This is a genomic window from Acinetobacter sp. BWR-L5 (assembly GCF_039655985.1).
GTDB classification, from domain to species: domain Bacteria; phylum Pseudomonadota; class Gammaproteobacteria; order Pseudomonadales; family Moraxellaceae; genus Acinetobacter; species Acinetobacter johnsonii.
In genome coordinates this window covers 102,231-120,302 of the sequence record NZ_JAGFEV010000007.1, presented here as the reverse complement: position 1 = coordinate 120,302, position 18,072 = coordinate 102,231, and the positions used below count along the sequence as shown (strand labels likewise).

The following is an 18,072-nucleotide window of genomic DNA, read 5'->3' as shown; positions in this document are numbered from 1 at the left end:
ACTTTTTCTCTATGATGCGACAATAATTAATTGCGTTTTAAGCATACTTGGTAAATGAGACACATGAAGCATCAGTTTAAATTTAATCCTTTAGCGACTGCGATATTTACCCTTCTTTGTGGTAGCTCAATCACAAGCTATGCTGCAACACCAACCTCGTCTATTTCAGATGAACAACAATCGCTAAAACAAGCACTACAAGAAAGCTATCCTGGGCAAAAGTTTTTCGAACAATACTATGTCGATAAGTCATCTCCTGAAGCTCAACAGCGCCAAGGACGTTACTTAAGTTCCGCGTATTGCCAAGGCACATGGCTAACCCCTGTAAGCCCTGAAACCAAAGTCGCTGACGCAGCCAATGCGACATCCACCATTACAGCGGACTATGGTCACTACAACCCACAAGGTGACTCTGTTCTTGAAGGTAATGTTCTGATTGATCAAGAAGGTCGTCAAATTCGTGCCGATAAAATCACCATTGACCAGACTCAGACTTTTGCCAATGCTGAAGGACGCGTGCAAATGGCGCAAAGTGGTTTATTAGCGCAAAGCGACCAAATCAATTACAACCTAAAAACTCAACAAGGCGATCTGAAAAACAGTTTCTATATTTCAGAAGAACAACATGCGCATGGGCGGGCTGAACAAATCCTACGTGAGTCACAAACGACCACCACGCTAAAAAATGCAACTTATAGCACCTGCCCACCAGAGCAATCGCCAACATGGAAAATCCAAGCAGACGAAATTAAGTTAAATCAAGAAACTGGCCGCGGTGAAACACGCGGCACAAAACTTTATGTTAAAGATGTACCCGTTCTCGCAGTTCCTTATTTCAACTTCCCGATTGATGACCGTCGTACTACCGGTATTTTGACACCAAGTTTTGGCTTCACCAATGATGGTGGTGTCGAGCTTGCAGTGCCTGTTTATCTCAACTTAGCACCTAACTACGATGCGACCGTTACGCCACGCTATATCAGCGACCGCGGCCCAATGTTTGAGGGTGAGTTTCGCTATTTGACCGAAAACTTTGGCTCAGGTCAAATTTGGGGGGGGTACTTAGCTGGTGACCGAAAATATGACGATGAAGACCGTAAAGATTTGCACTTTTTACATAACTGGCAAATCAATGAACAGTTCTCAACCAACCTTGAATATAACTATGCGTCAGACAAAGACTACTTTACTGACCTAAGTAACAACCCAAACACCAAGACAGACTTAAACCTTCGTCGTGCGTGGGAGTTAAACTATAAGAATGGAATTCCTGGTCTAAAAGCCCAACTGAAAGTTGAAGACTTCCAAACACTAGACGAAACTACACCCTACGTTGACCGTCCGTATGCGCGTTTACCACAGTTCTTACTCAACTATAAAGCGGGTAATGCACTGGGCTTAGAATACGAGTTCAACAACGATACGGCTTACTTTAAAAAGGACTTTGGGACTATCGACGGCGATACCAACGATAGCTTTGAACCAAGCGGCACCCGTGTCTATAATGACTTTTCTGTACGCTATAACTACCGTACACCGTGGGCTTTCGCCATTCCTGAAGTATCTATTCGCAATGTAAACACATTCTACGATCAAGATACCATCAATGAGTTTGACAACACCAACCGCTCATCGAATGACAAATCTTATGTTGTGCCACAGGTGACTTTTGATGCAGGTTTAACTTTTGAAAAAGAAGGCACTTTCTTACAGACGTTAAGCCCACGCATGTTCTATGCCTACGCACCCTATAAAAATCAAGATGGCGCACCAAACTTTGACTCTGCAACAGCATCGATAAACTATGATCAGTTATTTAGTGCAAATCGCTTCTATGGCCATGACCGTCTAGAAGACAATAACTTCTTGTCACTGGGCTTAAGCTATAGCTTATTTGATACCGTGGGTCTAGAGCGCTTAAAAGCCAGTGTAGGCCAAAGCTATTATTTCGAAGACCGCCGCGTAACGCTTGACCAAACAGCAGACGTCTTTGACAGAGAAAATCACTCTGGTCCGATTGTCAGCGTATCTAGTCAGCTCTCACAAAACTTTACCCTCGGTGCAAACTCAGCATGGATGGCAAATGGTGATAATGCGCAACGCGACTTACAACTTTACTTTACGGGCGATAAAGGCAATCTCTATAACGTTGGCTATTTCTACCGTAAAGAAATTGCAGACCGTCAAGAACATTACGACCAAGTGGTTGCATCTTTCGTACAACCGATCCATAACAACTGGCGTATTATGGGCCATGCTCAATATGACTTAGACAACAATGTCGCTCGTGAATACCTCCTTGGTGTCAATTACGAGTCTTGCTGTTGGGGGATCTCCGTTTATGGTCGCGAGTACTATAACGACTTGGATGACGTCAATGCTGCAGGTGTAGAACCTAAACGTGCAATTATGGCCGAAATTACACTTAAAGGCTTAGGCGGACTCAACAGTAAACTTTCATCATTACTAGAAAATCGTATTCTAGGCTTTAACAATATTAATCAGACTTGGACAGACCGTTAATGAAGACAAAACAGTTCAAACAATTTTTTAAAGCGAGTGCTTTGGCTTTAGCTCTCGCAACCGCTATTCCAACTTTTGTACATGCGTCGGATGAAGTTGTTGCTGTTGTCGATAACAGTGTCATTTTGAAGAGTGACTTAGAAGCAAGTATGGCTGAGCTCAAACATCAACTTGAGAGCCAAAAGAAACAAGTCCCACCAGAGCAATATTTGGCACAACAAGCATTAGAGCAACTGATTATTCGTCAGACTCAGCTTGAACAAGTGAAGCGTTACAACATTCAACCTGATGAAAAAAGCTTGAATGAAGCGGTTTTAAATGTTGCAAAACAATCTGGTAGCACTAGCCTAGAAGCATTCCAACAAAAGCTCGATAAAATGGCACCAGGAACCTATGCTTCTTTGCGTAGTCGCGTTGCTGAAGATTTAGCCATCAATCGTTTGCGTCAGCAAATCGTTACCTCTCGTATCCAGATTTCAGACCAAGACGTTAAAAACTTCTTAAATACACCACAAGGTCAAGCAGCACTTGGAAACCAAGTGCATGTGCTACATGTGCGTGTTTCAGGTGACAATGCTGACACTGTGGCGAAGCAAGTCAAAACTGTTCTAGCAAACGACAACGATGTCGCTGCAATCGCTAAAAAGTTCAGTACTGCTGGCACTAAAGTTGAAGGTGCAAATATGGGCTTTAGAGCACTTTCTGACATCCCTAGCGAGCTTGCAGCACGTGTGAGTCCACTCCAAGTGGGACAAACCACAGATTTAATTACAGTACGAGATGGTGTACATCTTTTAAAATTAGTTGAACGCAAAGGGGCTGAGCAAAAAGCGATTGTGCCTCAATACAAAGCACGCCATATTTTGATCCAACCGTCTGAAGTGGTTAGCCCTGAAAATGCTAAACAAATGATCGAAAGTTTGTATAACCGCGTCCAAAAAGGTGAAGACTTTGCCGTTTTGGCTTCCACCTACTCTAATGACACAGGTTCAGCACGTGATGGCGGGAGTTTGGGTTGGGTCAGCCCAGGTGTGATGGTTCCTCAGTTTGAAGAAACCATGAAAAATACACCGGTAGGTCAAACCAGTAAACCTTTCCAAACCCAGTTTGGCTGGCATATTCTTCAAGTGACTGAAACACGTCAACAAGACATGACTGCTGAATATCAAGAACGTATGGCACGTCAAATTTTAGGTGAGCGTCAATTTGATGCTGAGCTTGATAGCTGGTTACGTGAAACACGCAACAGAGCTTTTGTCGAAATCAAAGATCCAAACTTAGACCGTAAGAATAATAAGTCATAAGTTTGAACACATAAAAGACCAGCATTTATGCTGGTCTTTTTATTTTCCACTTTGATGAAAACTAAAAATTAGGTATAAAAAAAGCCTCTCATGTGAGAGGCTTTTTTAAACAATCAATTAACGATTATTTTCGTCATCTTGAGTATCTTCAAATTTTGATTCACCATCAAAACCAGTCGATTGGCCACCGAAGCCACCTTGACCACCGAAGCCACCTTGACTACCGAAGCCACCTTGACCACCGAAGCCACCTTGACCACCGAAGCCACCTTGACCACCGAAGCCACCTTGTTGACCACCAAAGCCGCCTTGTTGACCACCGAAGCCACCTTGTTGACCGCCGAAGCCGCCTTGTTGACCGCCGAAGCCGCCTTGTTGACCGCCAAAGCTACCTTGTTGACCAGCACCAGCAGGTGCACCAGCAGGACGTGGGTTACGTGCAGGAACAACTGTAGAAATTGCATGCTTGTAAACCATTTGGCTTACTGTATTTTTTAATAAAACAACATATTGGTCGAAAGATTCAATATGACCTTGTAACTTAATACCGTTTACAAGGAAGATAGAGACAGGAATACGTTCTTTACGGAGAGAATTTAAGAACGGATCTTGCAAAGTTTGACCTTTAGACATGTTATAACTCCAAAAAAATTTAAAAATCAGCGCAAAAAACTATCTTTATTTTTCAATTAAAAATTATAAAAAAGATAGTAGCTAAATTTTGCTTTATCCGTAGCAGTTTCGCAAGTCTTCTTGTGCCTGCGTGATAGTAGAATACGTTGTAAATTTATGTGCCTCTTGCAAAGATCTTAACCAAGTGTATTGACGTTTGGCAAGTTGTCGTGTCGCAAAAAGTGCTTTATCCTCCATTTCACGTTGTTTTTCGACAGTTTTATCTCCTTTCTGTAAAAATTCGAGTGCTTGTCGATACCCAACTGAGCGCATAGAGGGTAAATTTTCATCTAAATCGTATTTTTTCATAAGTGCTTCCACTTCATTCAAAAATCCGATGTCCCACATAATTTTCAAGCGTTGTGCAATTCTTTGGTGCAATTCGGCACGGTCTGGCATCAAAGCATAATTATGAAAATTATAGCGATAAGGCACGTTTTTAGGTTGTTCAGCTTGAAGTTTAGTAATAGGCTGCCCTGTCAATTTGTAAACTTCTAAAGCCCGAATAATCCGTTGTTTATCACTCACTTTAAATTTTTCGCCTGCCAGTGTATCCACACTACATAATTCAGCATAGACCGCAGACCAACCCTCACTTTCACCTTTGGCTTCTATTTCAGCACGAACAGCATAATCTGCGCTCGGTAAATTGCTTGAAAGACCTTCTAAAAGTGCCTTGAAATAGAGCATGGTTCCACCCACCAAAATCGGGGTTTTACCTCGTGCATGCATATCATCAATTAGACCACATGCATCTTCAACAAAGTTTGCAGCCGAGTAGACTTCTAATGGGCTAATAATATCGATAAGGTGATGTGGATATTGCAGTAACTCTTCTTTGGTCGGCTTTGCTGTACCAATATCCATATCCTTAAAGACCAATGCTGAATCTACAGATATCAGTTCAAAATTTCCTTGCTCATAAAGCTGACATGCCAAAGCAGTTTTACCACTTGCAGTTGGCCCCATTAAATTGATGACCGGCAATTGAGTTGACATGTACAACTACTCTCCTCGAGCAAAAAGCTTATCTAGTTGAGCCAATGGAAACGCACGCCAGGTTGGGCGACCATGGTTACATTGGCTGGCAAATTCAGTTTGTTCCATTTGACGAAGCAAAGCATTCATTTCAGAAAGACCTAAAATGCGATGCGCGCGAACAGCACCATGACAGGCCATACCCGCTAGAATTTGATCACGCTTTTGCAGTAAGCCCTGTGCTTCATCATTTGGATCCAAATCGTTAAGTAATTCAGGTACCAGCGCCTCAAAGTTGGCTTTATGTAAAATCGCAGGCACACCACGAACAATGACCTGCTCATCGCCATATTGATCAATTTCAAGACCTAAACGCGCCAATTGATCTTTGAGCTCTTCCACGCGTGTCGCTTGCATTCGTGTGATATTAATCACTTTGGGAATAAGTAACTGCTGAGAAGTCCAAAACTCTGGTTTATCCCACGCTGACTTCATTTGCTGTAGCAGAATACGCTCATGCGCTGCATGCATATCAACAATAATCAGCCCTTCTGTATTTTGAGCCAGCACATAAATACCATGCAATTGTGCAATTGCAATCCCCAACGGATGTTCATCGACTTTAGGGCTTTGCACTGTAAAATCAGCCAAAGGCTGAGCTTGATCAACAGCAGATGAGGTATCACGTAGAGGTGCTAAATAGCTTTGCAAGGCATTATTGAGTTGTTGTGAGCCCTGATAGCGTGAAGGTTGCGCCGAATAATGGACACCTTGCGGTTGATTTGAACTAAAGTCAGTCAGCACATCCGATGGGGCTTGCTCACCAGTTTGTGCAGACTCAACATGACGATGCAACTGCAAAGGCTCTTGATAGCGAGGCTGCACAGACATCGAAGCTTGATTCTCTGCAACCTTCATGGCATCAGATAAATCTGCGGTTGCCGTTTGAAACTGCGATAAAGTCTCTTTAGCATAGTGACGTACAAATTCATGTACTTCACGTTGATTTAAAAAGCGAATTTCATGTTTGGTCGGATGTACATTGACATCAATATTTTCGGGGTCGACTTCCAGAAAAAGCAAATAACCCGCATGCTGATGTCCATGCAAAATACCATCATAAGCCATACGCAGCGCATGAGAGATGGTTTTATCTTTAACAATTCGACCATTCACATAAACATACTGCAAGTCAGCCTGAGCCCGCGCATCCGAAGGATGTCCCAACCAACCTGTTAAACGCATGTTGATGCTATCCGCATCCATCCAATAAGCATTTTCAGTAAATGCGCGCCCTAGCAACTGCTGTACGCGCTGAAAACGTAGCTCACCACTATCTGCAATCGGCAAGTTTAGTTTGATGCTTTGATTATGTTCAAGCACAAAACGAATATCGAAATGCGTCAGCGCTAAACGTCGGACAATTTCCTCAATATGACCAAACTCTGTGCCAGGCTTTTTGAGAAATTTTCGACGCGCAGGCACATTAAAAAATAAATCTTGTACCCGAATATGCGTACCTTTCGGTGCAGCTACAGCCTGAATCTCTTGATGGTCAAATGCAGTTCCATTGACTTCAACTTGATAACCAATTCCATCATCCGCTTGACTACTGGTCAAGGTTAAACGCGACACCGCTGCAATAGAAGCCAAAGCCTCTCCACGAAAGCCTAAACTGACAATTGCATGTAAATCTTCAGCGGTTTGGATTTTACTGGTCGCATGGCGCATCACCGCCAAAGGGAGATCTTCAGCGTGAATTCCTCGACCATTGTCCATGATTTCAATTAAAGTACTGCCGCCTTGCTCTACCCGAATAATCAGCTCTGTCGCACCTGCATCAATCGAGTTTTCAAGTAACTCTTTGACCACAGACGCTGGACGCTCAATGACTTCACCCGCTGCAATTTGGTTGGCTAAAGCAGGATTCAAAGTATGAATACGGCTTATCTTTAAATCATCACGCATTGTTTAATTGGCTCTCTAAAGCTTGTAATAATGCTACTGAATGGAAACTTAAGGTAGCAGACCGTGTCAGTTCATCTTCCGATTTTTGAATATCAATAATTAAGTCCGCCTCAGGGATCTCATCGCCCCCTTTAGACGGCCATTCAAACAAAAACAATGCATTGGGCGTTTCCAAATAGTCACGAATGCCCATTAGCTCCAACTCATACGGATCGTTTAAACGATACAAGTCAAAATGGAAAATATCACGTCCTTGGACTTGGTAAGGTTCAACCAAGGTATAGGTTGGGCTTTTCACGGAACCTTGATGGCCTAAATGCTGTAAATAGTGGCGTGTTAGCGTGGTTTTTCCTGCACCCAAATCGCCAATTAAATACACTACACCCGTCGTAAAATGCTGTGCCAAAATTTGCGCTAAATTTTGGGTATCTTGTTCATTATTGAGCGTTAAATTAAATGAATACTGCATAATACTCACGACAAGTGACAAAAGAACAATTATGATAGCACTGGACTCACAAAATGCCCAAGCCACAAGCTTGAAATCTCGTATTTAACTGCGCCAACCGATTAGATATTGCCTGCACATCATGCTCAACATAAAACCTGCTGAATTTTGCCCTCCCATGCTCAATGGCGTGAGCGCAAGTAAAGTGTTTCTGCCTAAATTAAAGCCAGCACCACACACCGTATTGGCATACTTATCTGACCAATTTCCGCATATTGAAGCAACTGAGTGGCAGCAACGCTTTCATGATGGTTTGGTCTATGACGCTGTAGGTAATGTACTCCATACAGATTCGGCATATCTTGAAAATCAGCATGTGTTTTATTACCGCTTTTTAGCGTATGAAATTGAAGTGCCATTTCAGCATGACATTTTGTTTGAAAACGATCATTTCTTAGTGGTGGATAAGCCGCACTTTCTGACCATCAGTCCAACGGGGCAATACGTTCAACAAACCCTATTGGTGCGCCTGAAAAAACAAACAGGCATTGAGCATTTAACGCCCATCCACCGCCTTGACCGTGAAACCGCTGGCTTAGTGATGTTTTCCAAATGCATTCACAGTCGAGGGATGTATCAGCAGATGTTTGCAGATCGACAGGTTCAAAAAACCTACCATGCAATTGCTCCTTTTCATCGCGAACTCAACTTTCCACATACTGTAAAGTTGCATATGCAAAAAGGTGAGCCGTTCTACACCATGCAGGTTTTGGACAAAGCACCGAACAGTGAAACTGAAATCATGCTTTTAGAGCATGATGCAACATGGGCAAAATATGAGCTCAAACCTGAGACAGGCAAGCAGCATCAACTGCGTGTACACCTCAACTTCTTAGATCTCCCGATTAAAAATGATCCGTTCTATCCTAAAGTTGTACATAAAGCCGACGATGATTTTAGTCAGCCTTTACAGCTATTAGCTAAGCATCTTTCATTTAAAGATCCAGTAACTCAACAGCTTATGCAGTTTAGCTCAAATCTTGAATTGACATTGTAATCTGCTTGTCATTACAAAATAATTTAAAATTCCATTGTATGAATATTGAAATTACAATGGAATTGATTAAAATAACTTCTACCCTTAAGTCGTTCAAATTATTTAAAAAATCATGAGAAAAACAGAAGTCTATCAAATTCGACTCGATTCCCAAGAAAAGAAACAAGCTTTTGCAGTGTTTAAACAACTGGGAATTACGCCTGCGCAAGCCGTTCGTTTGTTCTTCAAACAAGTGGTTTTAACCAAATCCATCCCTTTCTCAATCGAAAACCAGAACATCAATATTGAACAACTGATTAAACTACGTAAACTCAAGCAAGAACAAAAAGCGGTTGAACACATCACCAGTGCAGACTCAACTGCAACCAATGATTTATTTGCAGATGATGAACATATTGATCTATTTGAGGAATTAGCTGCAATCTTGGGAGAAAGTGACAAAACTTAACAGTGTTGCATTTCTAAACAAATTTTAGAAATATCCCTTTCAAAACTTAGGTATGCTTCATGTAAACATTATAAATACAGCATGGAGTAATACATGATCGTTAGACGTGCCACTTTAGAAGACTTAGAAAAACTTGCTGTATTATTTGATGAATATCGCCAATTTTATGGTGCATCTTCCAACTTAACACTTTCCCAAAAGTTCCTTAAACTTCGCCTTGAAAACGAACAAAGCGTCATCTTCATTCATGTCAAAGACGATGTGATTACAGGTTTTGTGCTGCTGTATTTAGGTTTCTCTTCTGTGGCCTGTGCAACTTATTATATTTTAGATGATGTTTATGTTTCTCCACCGCATCGTCGCCATGGCTCAGCAAAACAATTGATCGATACCGCGATTTTGTTTGCACGACACGAAAAAGCCATTCGTATTACGCTTGAAACGCAAAAAAATAATTATCAATCCCACAGCTTATATGAAGCCATGGGCTTTGTAGCGGATAATGAGTTTAAGACCTATCATTGCTTTCTATAGTATTCAGCGTCTAAAGACCTTCACTCTCAAGATCATTGCGTGTCTTGGCTAAAGCCACTTGTTCGACATTTAGATAGGCCCAACGCCCCTCGCCTAAATCTGGTATACCCGTTAAGTCGAGTGCTCCAATTTGCTGACGGTGCAAACTCTCAACTTTATTTCCCACTGCCGCAAGCATACGTTTCACTTGATGATATACCCCCTGATGCACAGTCATTTGCAGTTCGCATTCGGCTAAGCGTTTTACATCTGTTGCAGCAAAACTCCCTTTTTCATTTCGCAGCTCCACCCCTTGCTCCAGCTGTTGGACTTGTTCATCTGTAACAGGGTCGGCCGTTTGCATCCGATACACTTTTGCCACATGTTTTTTAGGGTGTGTCAGCGCTTGTAAGAACTGACCATCATCGGTGAGTAACAATAAACCTGTGGTGTCTTGATCTAGACGACCTACACATTGAATGCCACGATTTAAGAGCACATCATCAAACAAATCAAAAACACTAAAATGATGCGTCGCCTGATGTGAACATTCATAGCCTTGAGGTTTGTTCAAGGCAATATAAACTTTTTCACGGTATTCAAAGCTCTTGCCGTGTACCTTGTAGTGCAGCGCATCCAATTTGAGTTTATGTTTAGGGTCAGTAATGATCTGCCCATCAATTTCAATGGCTGCATTTTTAATCAACTGTTGGCAATGCTTTCGCGAACCAAATCCTTGCGACTGCAACATTTTTTCCAACAGCATCAGCACACCACATTTTTAAATAAAGGCTCATTTTATACTGAAATACAGGAACATCAATCAAAGGACTCGGATCATTCAGCAGAGTGGCTAAAAAAACGTTACAATGCACATGTTTTTTTGACCAGTCTCTCCCCTATGCCGAACTTAGATTTGAATCTGATCGTCCTCCTGATCCTACTGGCTTGCGGTATTTTTAGTCACAATTCTGCGGTAACCATTGCTGCTGCAGTCCTCATTATTTTGCGGATGACACCACTGAATGAATACTTTCCACTAATTCAACAACATGGATTGAATATCGGGATTATCATTTTAACCATTGCAGTTTTAGTGCCTATTGCAAGTGGTAGAATTAGCGGTGAAAGTATTTTTAAATCTTTTTTAAGTGTTAAATCGTTACTTGCTATCGCCATTGGTGTTTTGGTTGCATGGCTAGGCGGGCGCGGCGTAAAACTGATGTCAAACCAACCCGATGTTGTTGCAGGCTTACTAGTCGGAACCGTTGCAGGAGTGGCTTTACTACGTGGCGTTCCAGTCGGCCCACTCATTGCGGCTGGGTTACTTACCCTAATCATTGGTACAGGACAGCCCTAGCCTAACAAATCCAAACTCTCAAACTAGGTCAGATTAATCTGTATTTGCTGCCTTTAAATTTGACTTCTTTTTATAGAATGTCCACTCAATATAGCGCTATGAATAAATATTCATCGTGCAGAACATTCAGAGTTCATATGAATATTACGCTTGCTTAGTTCACTTATAACTTTTTCGAACAACCAAATTTTCATGTGATAAAGAACGTATAATACTTTTCATTTTCTCCTCTATTTATGTCCTCTCAAGAAAATAGCATCTCTCCCACAAGCCTCTTATCTGTCATTATTTTGGCATTAGCACTCGGTGGTTTTTGTATTGGTACGACTGAATTCGTTGCGATGGGACTCATCCAAGAGATCTCACAAAGTTTCAATCTCAGCATTCCTGTCACAGGGCATTTTATTAGTGCCTATGCTTTAGGTGTGACTATTGGCGCACCTGTGATTGCCATTTTGGCCGCCAAAGTTCCGCGTAAAACGCTCTTAATTGGCCTCATGCTGTTTTATGGTATAGCCAATGCCAGTACAGCACTCGCAAACAGCTATGAGTCTATGTTGGTCTCACGTTTTATTGCAGGTTTCCCTCACGGCGCTTACTTTGGTATTGCCGCTTTGGTGGTTGCAGAGTTTGCTGGAAAACAAAAGCGTGCTTCGGCAGTCGCCATGCTCATGATGGGGCTGAATGTCGCGACCGTGATTGGTGTACCTTTTGCGACATGGCTTGGTCAGCTGTATGGTTGGCGTGCAGGTTTTGAGTTTTCTGCATCTATCGCATTTTTGACTGTGGTCGCAATTTGTTTTGGCCTACCCAAAATGCAGCTGGATCACACAGCCAGCATTCAAAATGAACTGCGTGGACTTAAAAATACACAAATGTGGCTCACGCTTGCTGTCGGTGCAATTGGATTTGGTGGGCTCTTTTCTGTTTATAGTTATGTATCGCCTATTTTGACTGAGTATACCCATGCCAGCATTCAAGTCATTCCGTTTGCACTGGCATGTATTGGGCTCGGGTTGGTCGTCGGCGGTGTGGTCGCAGGACACTTTGCCGATAAAAACTTAAACAAGGCGATTATTTGGGTCTTAGTTTCCAATGCCTGCTCTTATGTGCTTTGTGCCCTGTCTATGGATCACCTTGCCACTGCTTTTATTGCACTCTTCTTGGTCAGCTTCAGTATTGCAGGTTTGGGGCCTTTACTACAAACCCGCTTGATGGATGTCGCTGGCAATGCACAAGGCTTAGCAGCTTCACTCAATCACTCTGCATTTAATATTGCCAATGCTTTTGGTGCTTTCCTGGGCGGCTGGTTAATTAGCCAAGGTTTAGGTTGGTTAGCTCCAATCTGGGTCGGGGTTCTACTAAGTTTAGGTGGACTAATTATTTTGCTGACGGCTTTTCAGCATGAGAAAAAGTCGATATCCGCATGTAAAAGCGATGCAAATCAGACTTGTTAACCCCGTATAAATGACTTTTATCTAAAAACAATAAGCGTGCATAAAAATTCAATCGTATTGTTATGCACACTTTTACAATCCATCATTCAGATTAATATCAGGCCGTTAAGAATCTTACTGGTATTTTTTTTAACTCTAGGTTTTATTCGATATGCGATAACGTCATCCGCATTAAGAAGTTCAATACGAAACTCCTTAATTGACTGGCATAATCATTCAGGTAGTTTCTTCCCGCAGTGTGGACAATAGGCATATTGCTCACGCTCTTGCCTTAAAGATTCTTCTTTTTGTTCACGAATGAGCTGTAAAATAATATCCTGTGTTTGCTCTTTGGTCAGCCCAACTTCTTTACGAACTTCTTCAATTTTTTCTGTTTCTAAGACAAAATCAATATCACTATTTTGGATTAATTCTCGAAATCTAAGCTCAAGTTTTTCTTTACGCTGCTCAAGTTCATTGGCTAAACCATTGGCTAAAATACCCGCAGGCAATGCAGCCAAACCTACCCCTAAGATGGTAATAATCGCTCCAAGAAAGCGTCCTAACGGCGTAATAGGTGTCACATCACCATAACCGACGGTGGTCAGTGTAACCACGGCCCACCACATTGAAGCTGGAATGGAGCTGAAAACTTCAGGTTGTGCCTGACTTTCAATCAAATACACCCCTGCAGCCGCCATAATGATCATAATCATTAAGATGAAAATAACCGCTTGAAATGAGCCTTTTTCGCGCTCAATGACACGTAATAAAATTTGTAGAGAGACAAAGTAGCGGGTGAGCTTGAGAAGTCGAAGCAAACGAACAATTCTTAAGAATCGTAAGTCGAACTGAACAAAGAAGTTTAAATACGCAGGTAGAATAGCCAAAAGGTCGATAATCGCCCCACCACTTTTGACCCAATTTAGACGGTTTTTCCAATCCGACTCAAAACTATTAGATTCAGCAATTGACCAAAAACGTAAGAGATATTCGACGCTAAAAATGATAATAGAAAAGATTTCAAAATAATAGAAAAAGTCTTGATACAACACATAGTACTTTTGTACCGACTCCAGCAAGACCGCAGCAGCATTACTCATAATCAGTGCAATGAGAAAATAGTTTAACCCTCGACTTAAGGGCGTCTCATAATCCTCATTATGCAAATTGTTATAAACAAATTTGCGAAGCGTGTACCAAGCTGTCAATTTCATTACGATTCTAAGTTATTCTTATCCCTTAAAATTCAGTTTAACTGAAGTTCTGGGCAAAGTAAGTAAGAAATTTCTGCACGAAATGTCCTAGTTTTAAGATGTTATTCAATATATAACAGCGCTAAACGAACTTGGTCATAGCCCATACGTGGATTTGTCAGTTCCACAATAGGACGAAGCTTAATCGCACCATCTTCGCTAAAGTGTTCTGTTTGCTGACGCTTCATTAAGCGTTTATAAATTTTCCGCACTTGCTCAACTACTTCTTCTCCAGGATGTGCCACGGAAATATCCAAGCCTTGCTCTTTATGCAACTTTGCCAAATGGTTGATAATAGTTGCAGCCGTCAAACCGCGCTCTTGTGCGATATCTGCAATTTCATAACCACCTTCAAACAACTCACGTGTTTCATCGAGTGTTGCAGAAGCATAGTTGGCTTTACCTGCATTACGGGCAATTTTCTTTTCATTACGCTCAATCTCAATTTCATTGAGCGTTCCGCCACAGTGACGGATAAATGCCTTGTGCTGCGGGTCAAGATCAATGGCCTCGAAATGTGTCTCGGCTTCATCGGACAGTTCTTGGAAGCGACGGTCTGCTTTAATGGCAAGACTATCTAACTCCAAAGCTTGTTCATTAAATCCCAGTAACCTTAAACCATCCAAAGTCTTTAAGCGCGACAAAGCCACATAGCCCTGTCCTTTTTCAAAAGTATGACTAAGATTAATTTCCGCTGCCGCCAAAGTCATCCCTTGTGACTTATGGATGGTAATGGCCCATGCCAAGCGCAATGGAATTTGCTGAAAACTGGCAATCGTTTTTCCCGCATCATTGTCCACTGACCATGTTTCAGGCTCAACCACTAGCACCGTACCATCAGTCAGTTTGACCTTCGGCAAGATCCCAAAGTCATCATCTTCTTCAAAGCCCACCACTTCGCCTAAGCTACCGTTGATATACCCCACATCAAAGTTGTTCTTTACAAACATCACTTTGGCATTTTTCTTGAGGGTTAGGTTTTCAGGTGCTCGCACAGAAGACTTTAACGTTTCAATAAGCTTGTCATTGCCATCACACACCGCCTCAAACTGTCGACCTTCATTTTCAATTTCATTCAAATGTTTGAAGTTGATGGTGTCCACGTCCATATTATGCGTATATAAACGTGTAAAGATTTCTCCAATATCTTGCTGACGTGTAGCTTGTAAAGCCTGCAAGTGCTGAGAGTTAATACTCTGACTGCGGATGGCATTTAAAATATCATTGAGATAATCATTGCCCTGACGGTGCTGCTCAGTCAAATAACACACACGAAACTTGGCTTCGACCCAAGCATCAGACATAAAACAGAATTTATCGCGATTGCGTTCTTCATTTTTACCAACTGGCGGTAACTGGAAGAAATCACCTGCAACAATCACTTGAATCCCGCCAAACGGCTCTTCACTTTCTTTAAAGAACTTAAGGACTTTATTGACCAAATTGAGTTGCTTAGCATGTAACATCGAAATTTCATCGATGATTAAGACTTGGGCATTTTCTAAATGCTCTTTTAAGTATTTACGTTCTTTCATGCGTTTGAGTTCATCTTCCCCCAACGCATCTTTAATACCAATGCCAGCCCAAGTATGAATGGTCATGCCATTCATATGTGTCGCGGCAATACCTGTAGAAGCAGTAATCGCCACAGGCACTTTGCGGGCTTTTAAATAGTTAATGTATTGGTTCAGCGTATAGGTTTTTCCTGCACCAGCGGAACCGGTTAAAAAGACATTTTCGCCCGCTTTTAAGAGTTTGAGTGCAGTTTCTTGCTTCATAAGACCTATACCATTGATGAACGGCTATAGCCTACCGAGTTTTTGCAAAAAAGTTAAGCAGATCTCGTCACACAGTAAATGATGTGCGACAAATTAGGTCCATTGTTGTTTAATTTTTAAGAGCTTGGTTATTGGGTTTGATTCAGCATGGCAATGAATTGTTCAGCGACGACAACATCATCAGGTAGCGCTTTTTGGTTATTTGGATATTCAAGCTGATCAAATAACAGTTGCCCTGCAATATAATGACAACCGAGCGTCAAGTGCCGCTGTGCGTCGGTATGACTCATATGAAATGCAGCATATTCGCGCACAATAATTCGCTCGGCAAAACTGGCTGCTAAGCAATGTTGAAAGCGACGTGACTCAGCAATGATGCGATCAATATCTTTGAGCTCCTCAAGCACCCAACTCTCAATAAAATAATAAGCTTCATGACTAATTGGTTGCCATGAGACATAACCAAGCTTTCGTTTCAGTTCCGCAAGTAGCTCTTGGCTATGCAACTGATCATGCCACTGCACAGCCTGATGAAATAGGCTCTTCCATGTGACATTTTTTAAAACCTCTTTTTGCGTCTCAAAATGTTCAGGCAAATAATCGCGCACATAAGCATCAAACACCGAAATTCGTAAAGGGAGACGATTTAAATAAAACAACTGTCTAAAGCTTTCAATATGCAGTTTATGTTGCTTTAATTGAAGATAAAAATCACGGTGTTGTTGCTTATCTTCGCTAAAATAAATCACTAAGTCTTTAGGGAGTTTCTGCGCAATTTTATCTAGATGCTGAATATAGGCCTGCATTACACGACTTAATTTTGTGTAGACCCGTTTCCCCCATTCGGGCTGTTGTTCGACCACACGGCGCAGCAGTTCGAGCCATTCATCTAAATACAAAATAGACGGGCTGATCGCTATCCGCTGATCATCCATATCTTGGCGTCTATTTTTTAAGACCACATGCTGGTTGGCCTCCAGCTCAAACCAATGCTGTTGTAAGGCATACTCATAGCAACTTTGTATAAATAAGCGAGCCGCAACATGTTGGAAGTACTTTAAAGTCGTGACAATAATCTCAGGATGATAAGACTGCGTATCGAGATAACTTAAAGCCGTTACGGCAACACGGATACTACTGTGCTGAATATTTTGACTAACCCAGTCTGTCACCACCGCTTTTTGCTTGAATAACCAATTTATGGTACGGCTTTCATCAAAAATCGGGAGTTTGGCGACCTTTTTTTGCCATGTCTTAGTTTCAGCTTTTAAAAAATGGCGCTTTGCCAACAAATCACGCGATGTCCAAAGATCCCGATGCATAAGCCGCACAAAGCCGAGCATATGGGACTGCTCTTTAGCATGCGGATATAACAAGTGAATGTCGTGCGTATGATCCATCAACTCTTGTAAAGAAAACCTTTCAGGAAATGCCGTTTGTACAATGCGATAAACATACGGATCTAATAATTGATTGGCACTGCAACACAGCTCATCATAACTATTCATCAAAGACTGTAAGGGTAAAATATCTTCCGCCTGATCTACATCTAAGTTGCATAAGCGCTGCAACTCGGCCAGCAAACTTCGCTCAGAAGCTAGATCAGCTGTATTGAATTCAACTCGCTGGCATAACTGTTGAAAGAGTTCTGATTGCGTTTCCCGTATTTCAGTCAAAATCGTTTGCACGCGACTCGGCCCATCGAACAAAACAAACACCTGTTGAAGAATCAGCTGACGCAACTGTTTAACTTTATTGCGCAAATACAAAGAATGTTGTGGGGATTGATCACCCACTAAAAATACAATGTCGTGTAAACAAAACTCTTCGAGTGCTTCTGCATAGTGCCCTTGATAGATAAACTGTGGAACACACAGCTCCATCTGTTCAGCTGGCGCATAAAACTGAATATGAAAACAATGATTTAAAATTTGAATCCGTTGTTGTTTTACGTCGACACTTAAAACGTTTTGCACATTGAGTGTGGAAAGAAAAGCGAATTGCTCGTGATAAAGCTGCTGAATACTCGGAACAACTTGTCTTAACTGTATAGCAAGACTTTGATATTGCTTAAGCTTATCGTTTTGCTCCACGGCTTTTCCTCTTTGAATTTGGCTATTTCACCACAACTTCAAAACCAATATAAACAAATCCTGAACCACAGGCTATGCCTTTTATCGATAGCCATTTTGTTCGTTGAAGCCATTTCTCCTCATTCCCTTACATATGGTAGGTATTTGGTAGGTACACAAGTTTTTTGAATCATTCGATACTCTAAAAACGGTAATGAGCACCGATAACAACATAAATAATGGTAGAAGGAATCGCACC

General features: G+C 41.7%; 15 protein-coding genes. 7 read left to right on the top strand and 8 right to left on the bottom strand.

The window, feature by feature from the left end; all coding sequences use genetic code 11:
- Positions 1-63: 63 nt before the first annotated feature.
- A complete protein-coding gene (gene lptD / locus JZ787_RS13690; RefSeq protein WP_346312611.1) occupies positions 64-2,523 on the top strand; it encodes an LPS assembly protein LptD in 2,460 nt (819 codons plus the stop codon).
- On the top strand, positions 2,523-3,827 hold the full coding sequence (locus JZ787_RS13685; RefSeq protein ID WP_346312610.1) for a peptidylprolyl isomerase: 1,305 nt from the start codon (positions 2,523-2,525) through the stop codon (positions 3,825-3,827). Before lptD ends, JZ787_RS13685 begins: the two co-directional genes overlap by 1 nt.
- Before the next feature lie 117 nt (positions 3,828-3,944).
- On the opposite strand, the gene hfq is transcribed toward JZ787_RS13685, so the two are convergent.
- The 4 genes from hfq to tsaE form a co-directional block, all read right to left on the bottom strand.
- Positions 3,945-4,460 (bottom strand): RNA chaperone Hfq, encoded by a 516-nt coding sequence (hfq, locus tag JZ787_RS13680; protein ID WP_058869749.1) that lies wholly within the window; start codon positions 4,458-4,460, stop codon positions 3,945-3,947.
- A gap of 93 nt (positions 4,461-4,553) precedes the next feature.
- A complete protein-coding gene (gene miaA / locus JZ787_RS13675) occupies positions 4,554-5,498 on the bottom strand; it encodes a tRNA (adenosine(37)-N6)-dimethylallyltransferase MiaA (protein ID WP_346312609.1) in 945 nt (314 codons plus the stop codon).
- 6 nt (positions 5,499-5,504) lie between these two features.
- Positions 5,505-7,445, bottom strand: a complete 1,941-nt coding sequence (gene mutL, locus JZ787_RS13670; RefSeq protein WP_346312608.1) for a DNA mismatch repair endonuclease MutL — start codon at positions 7,443-7,445, stop codon at positions 5,505-5,507.
- Complete coding sequence (gene tsaE, locus JZ787_RS13665; protein WP_026056383.1) at positions 7,438-7,914, bottom strand: tRNA (adenosine(37)-N6)-threonylcarbamoyltransferase complex ATPase subunit type 1 TsaE; 477 nt, start codon at positions 7,912-7,914, stop codon at positions 7,438-7,440. The genes mutL and tsaE overlap by 8 nt, the downstream gene beginning before the upstream one ends.
- 121 nt (positions 7,915-8,035) lie before the next feature.
- On the opposite strand from tsaE, the gene JZ787_RS13660 reads away from it, so the two are divergent.
- The 3 genes from JZ787_RS13660 to JZ787_RS13650 all read left to right on the top strand — a co-directional run bounded on the left by JZ787_RS13660 (position 8,036) and on the right by JZ787_RS13650 (position 9,932).
- Complete coding sequence (locus JZ787_RS13660; protein WP_346312607.1) at positions 8,036-8,950, top strand: pseudouridine synthase; 915 nt, start codon at positions 8,036-8,038, stop codon at positions 8,948-8,950.
- 112 nt (positions 8,951-9,062) lie between these two features.
- Positions 9,063-9,398 carry a type II toxin-antitoxin system RelB/DinJ family antitoxin gene (locus JZ787_RS13655; RefSeq protein ID WP_004984882.1) on the top strand — a complete coding sequence of 112 codons (336 nt, stop codon included), beginning with the start codon at positions 9,063-9,065 and terminating at the stop codon, positions 9,396-9,398.
- Positions 9,399-9,491: 93 nt separating this feature from the next.
- Positions 9,492-9,932: a GNAT family N-acetyltransferase gene (locus tag JZ787_RS13650; protein ID WP_151836481.1), complete on the top strand. Its 441-nt coding sequence runs from the start codon at positions 9,492-9,494 to the stop codon at positions 9,930-9,932.
- A 10-nt stretch (positions 9,933-9,942) separates the two neighbouring features.
- Here the strand turns inward: JZ787_RS13650 and JZ787_RS13645 are convergent, their stop codons facing one another.
- A complete protein-coding gene (locus JZ787_RS13645; RefSeq protein WP_346312606.1) occupies positions 9,943-10,677 on the bottom strand; it encodes a pseudouridine synthase in 735 nt (244 codons plus the stop codon).
- A gap of 135 nt (positions 10,678-10,812) precedes the next feature.
- Between JZ787_RS13645 and JZ787_RS13640 the strand changes: the two genes are divergently transcribed.
- Together JZ787_RS13640 and JZ787_RS13635 are read left to right on the top strand one after the other, a co-directional pair.
- A complete protein-coding gene (locus JZ787_RS13640; protein WP_168159265.1) occupies positions 10,813-11,271 on the top strand; it encodes a DUF441 domain-containing protein in 459 nt (152 codons plus the stop codon).
- A 236-nt stretch (positions 11,272-11,507) separates the two neighbouring features.
- A complete protein-coding gene (locus tag JZ787_RS13635; protein WP_346312605.1) occupies positions 11,508-12,728 on the top strand; it encodes an MFS transporter in 1,221 nt (406 codons plus the stop codon).
- Positions 12,729-12,940: 212 nt separating this feature from the next.
- Here JZ787_RS13635 and JZ787_RS13630 read toward each other — a convergent pair whose 3' ends face one another.
- The 3 genes from JZ787_RS13630 to JZ787_RS13620 all read right to left on the bottom strand — a co-directional run bounded on the left by JZ787_RS13630 (position 12,941) and on the right by JZ787_RS13620 (position 17,834).
- Positions 12,941-13,924, bottom strand: a complete 984-nt coding sequence (locus JZ787_RS13630; protein WP_346312604.1) for an ion transporter — start codon at positions 13,922-13,924, stop codon at positions 12,941-12,943.
- 101 nt (positions 13,925-14,025) lie between these two features.
- Entirely contained in the window at positions 14,026-15,741 is a 1,716-nt protein-coding gene (locus JZ787_RS13625; RefSeq protein ID WP_346312603.1) for an AAA family ATPase, read from the bottom strand.
- A gap of 128 nt (positions 15,742-15,869) precedes the next feature.
- On the bottom strand, positions 15,870-17,834 hold the full coding sequence (locus JZ787_RS13620; RefSeq protein ID WP_346312602.1) for a hypothetical protein: 1,965 nt from the start codon (positions 17,832-17,834) through the stop codon (positions 15,870-15,872).
- Positions 17,835-18,072: the final 238 nt, after the last annotated feature.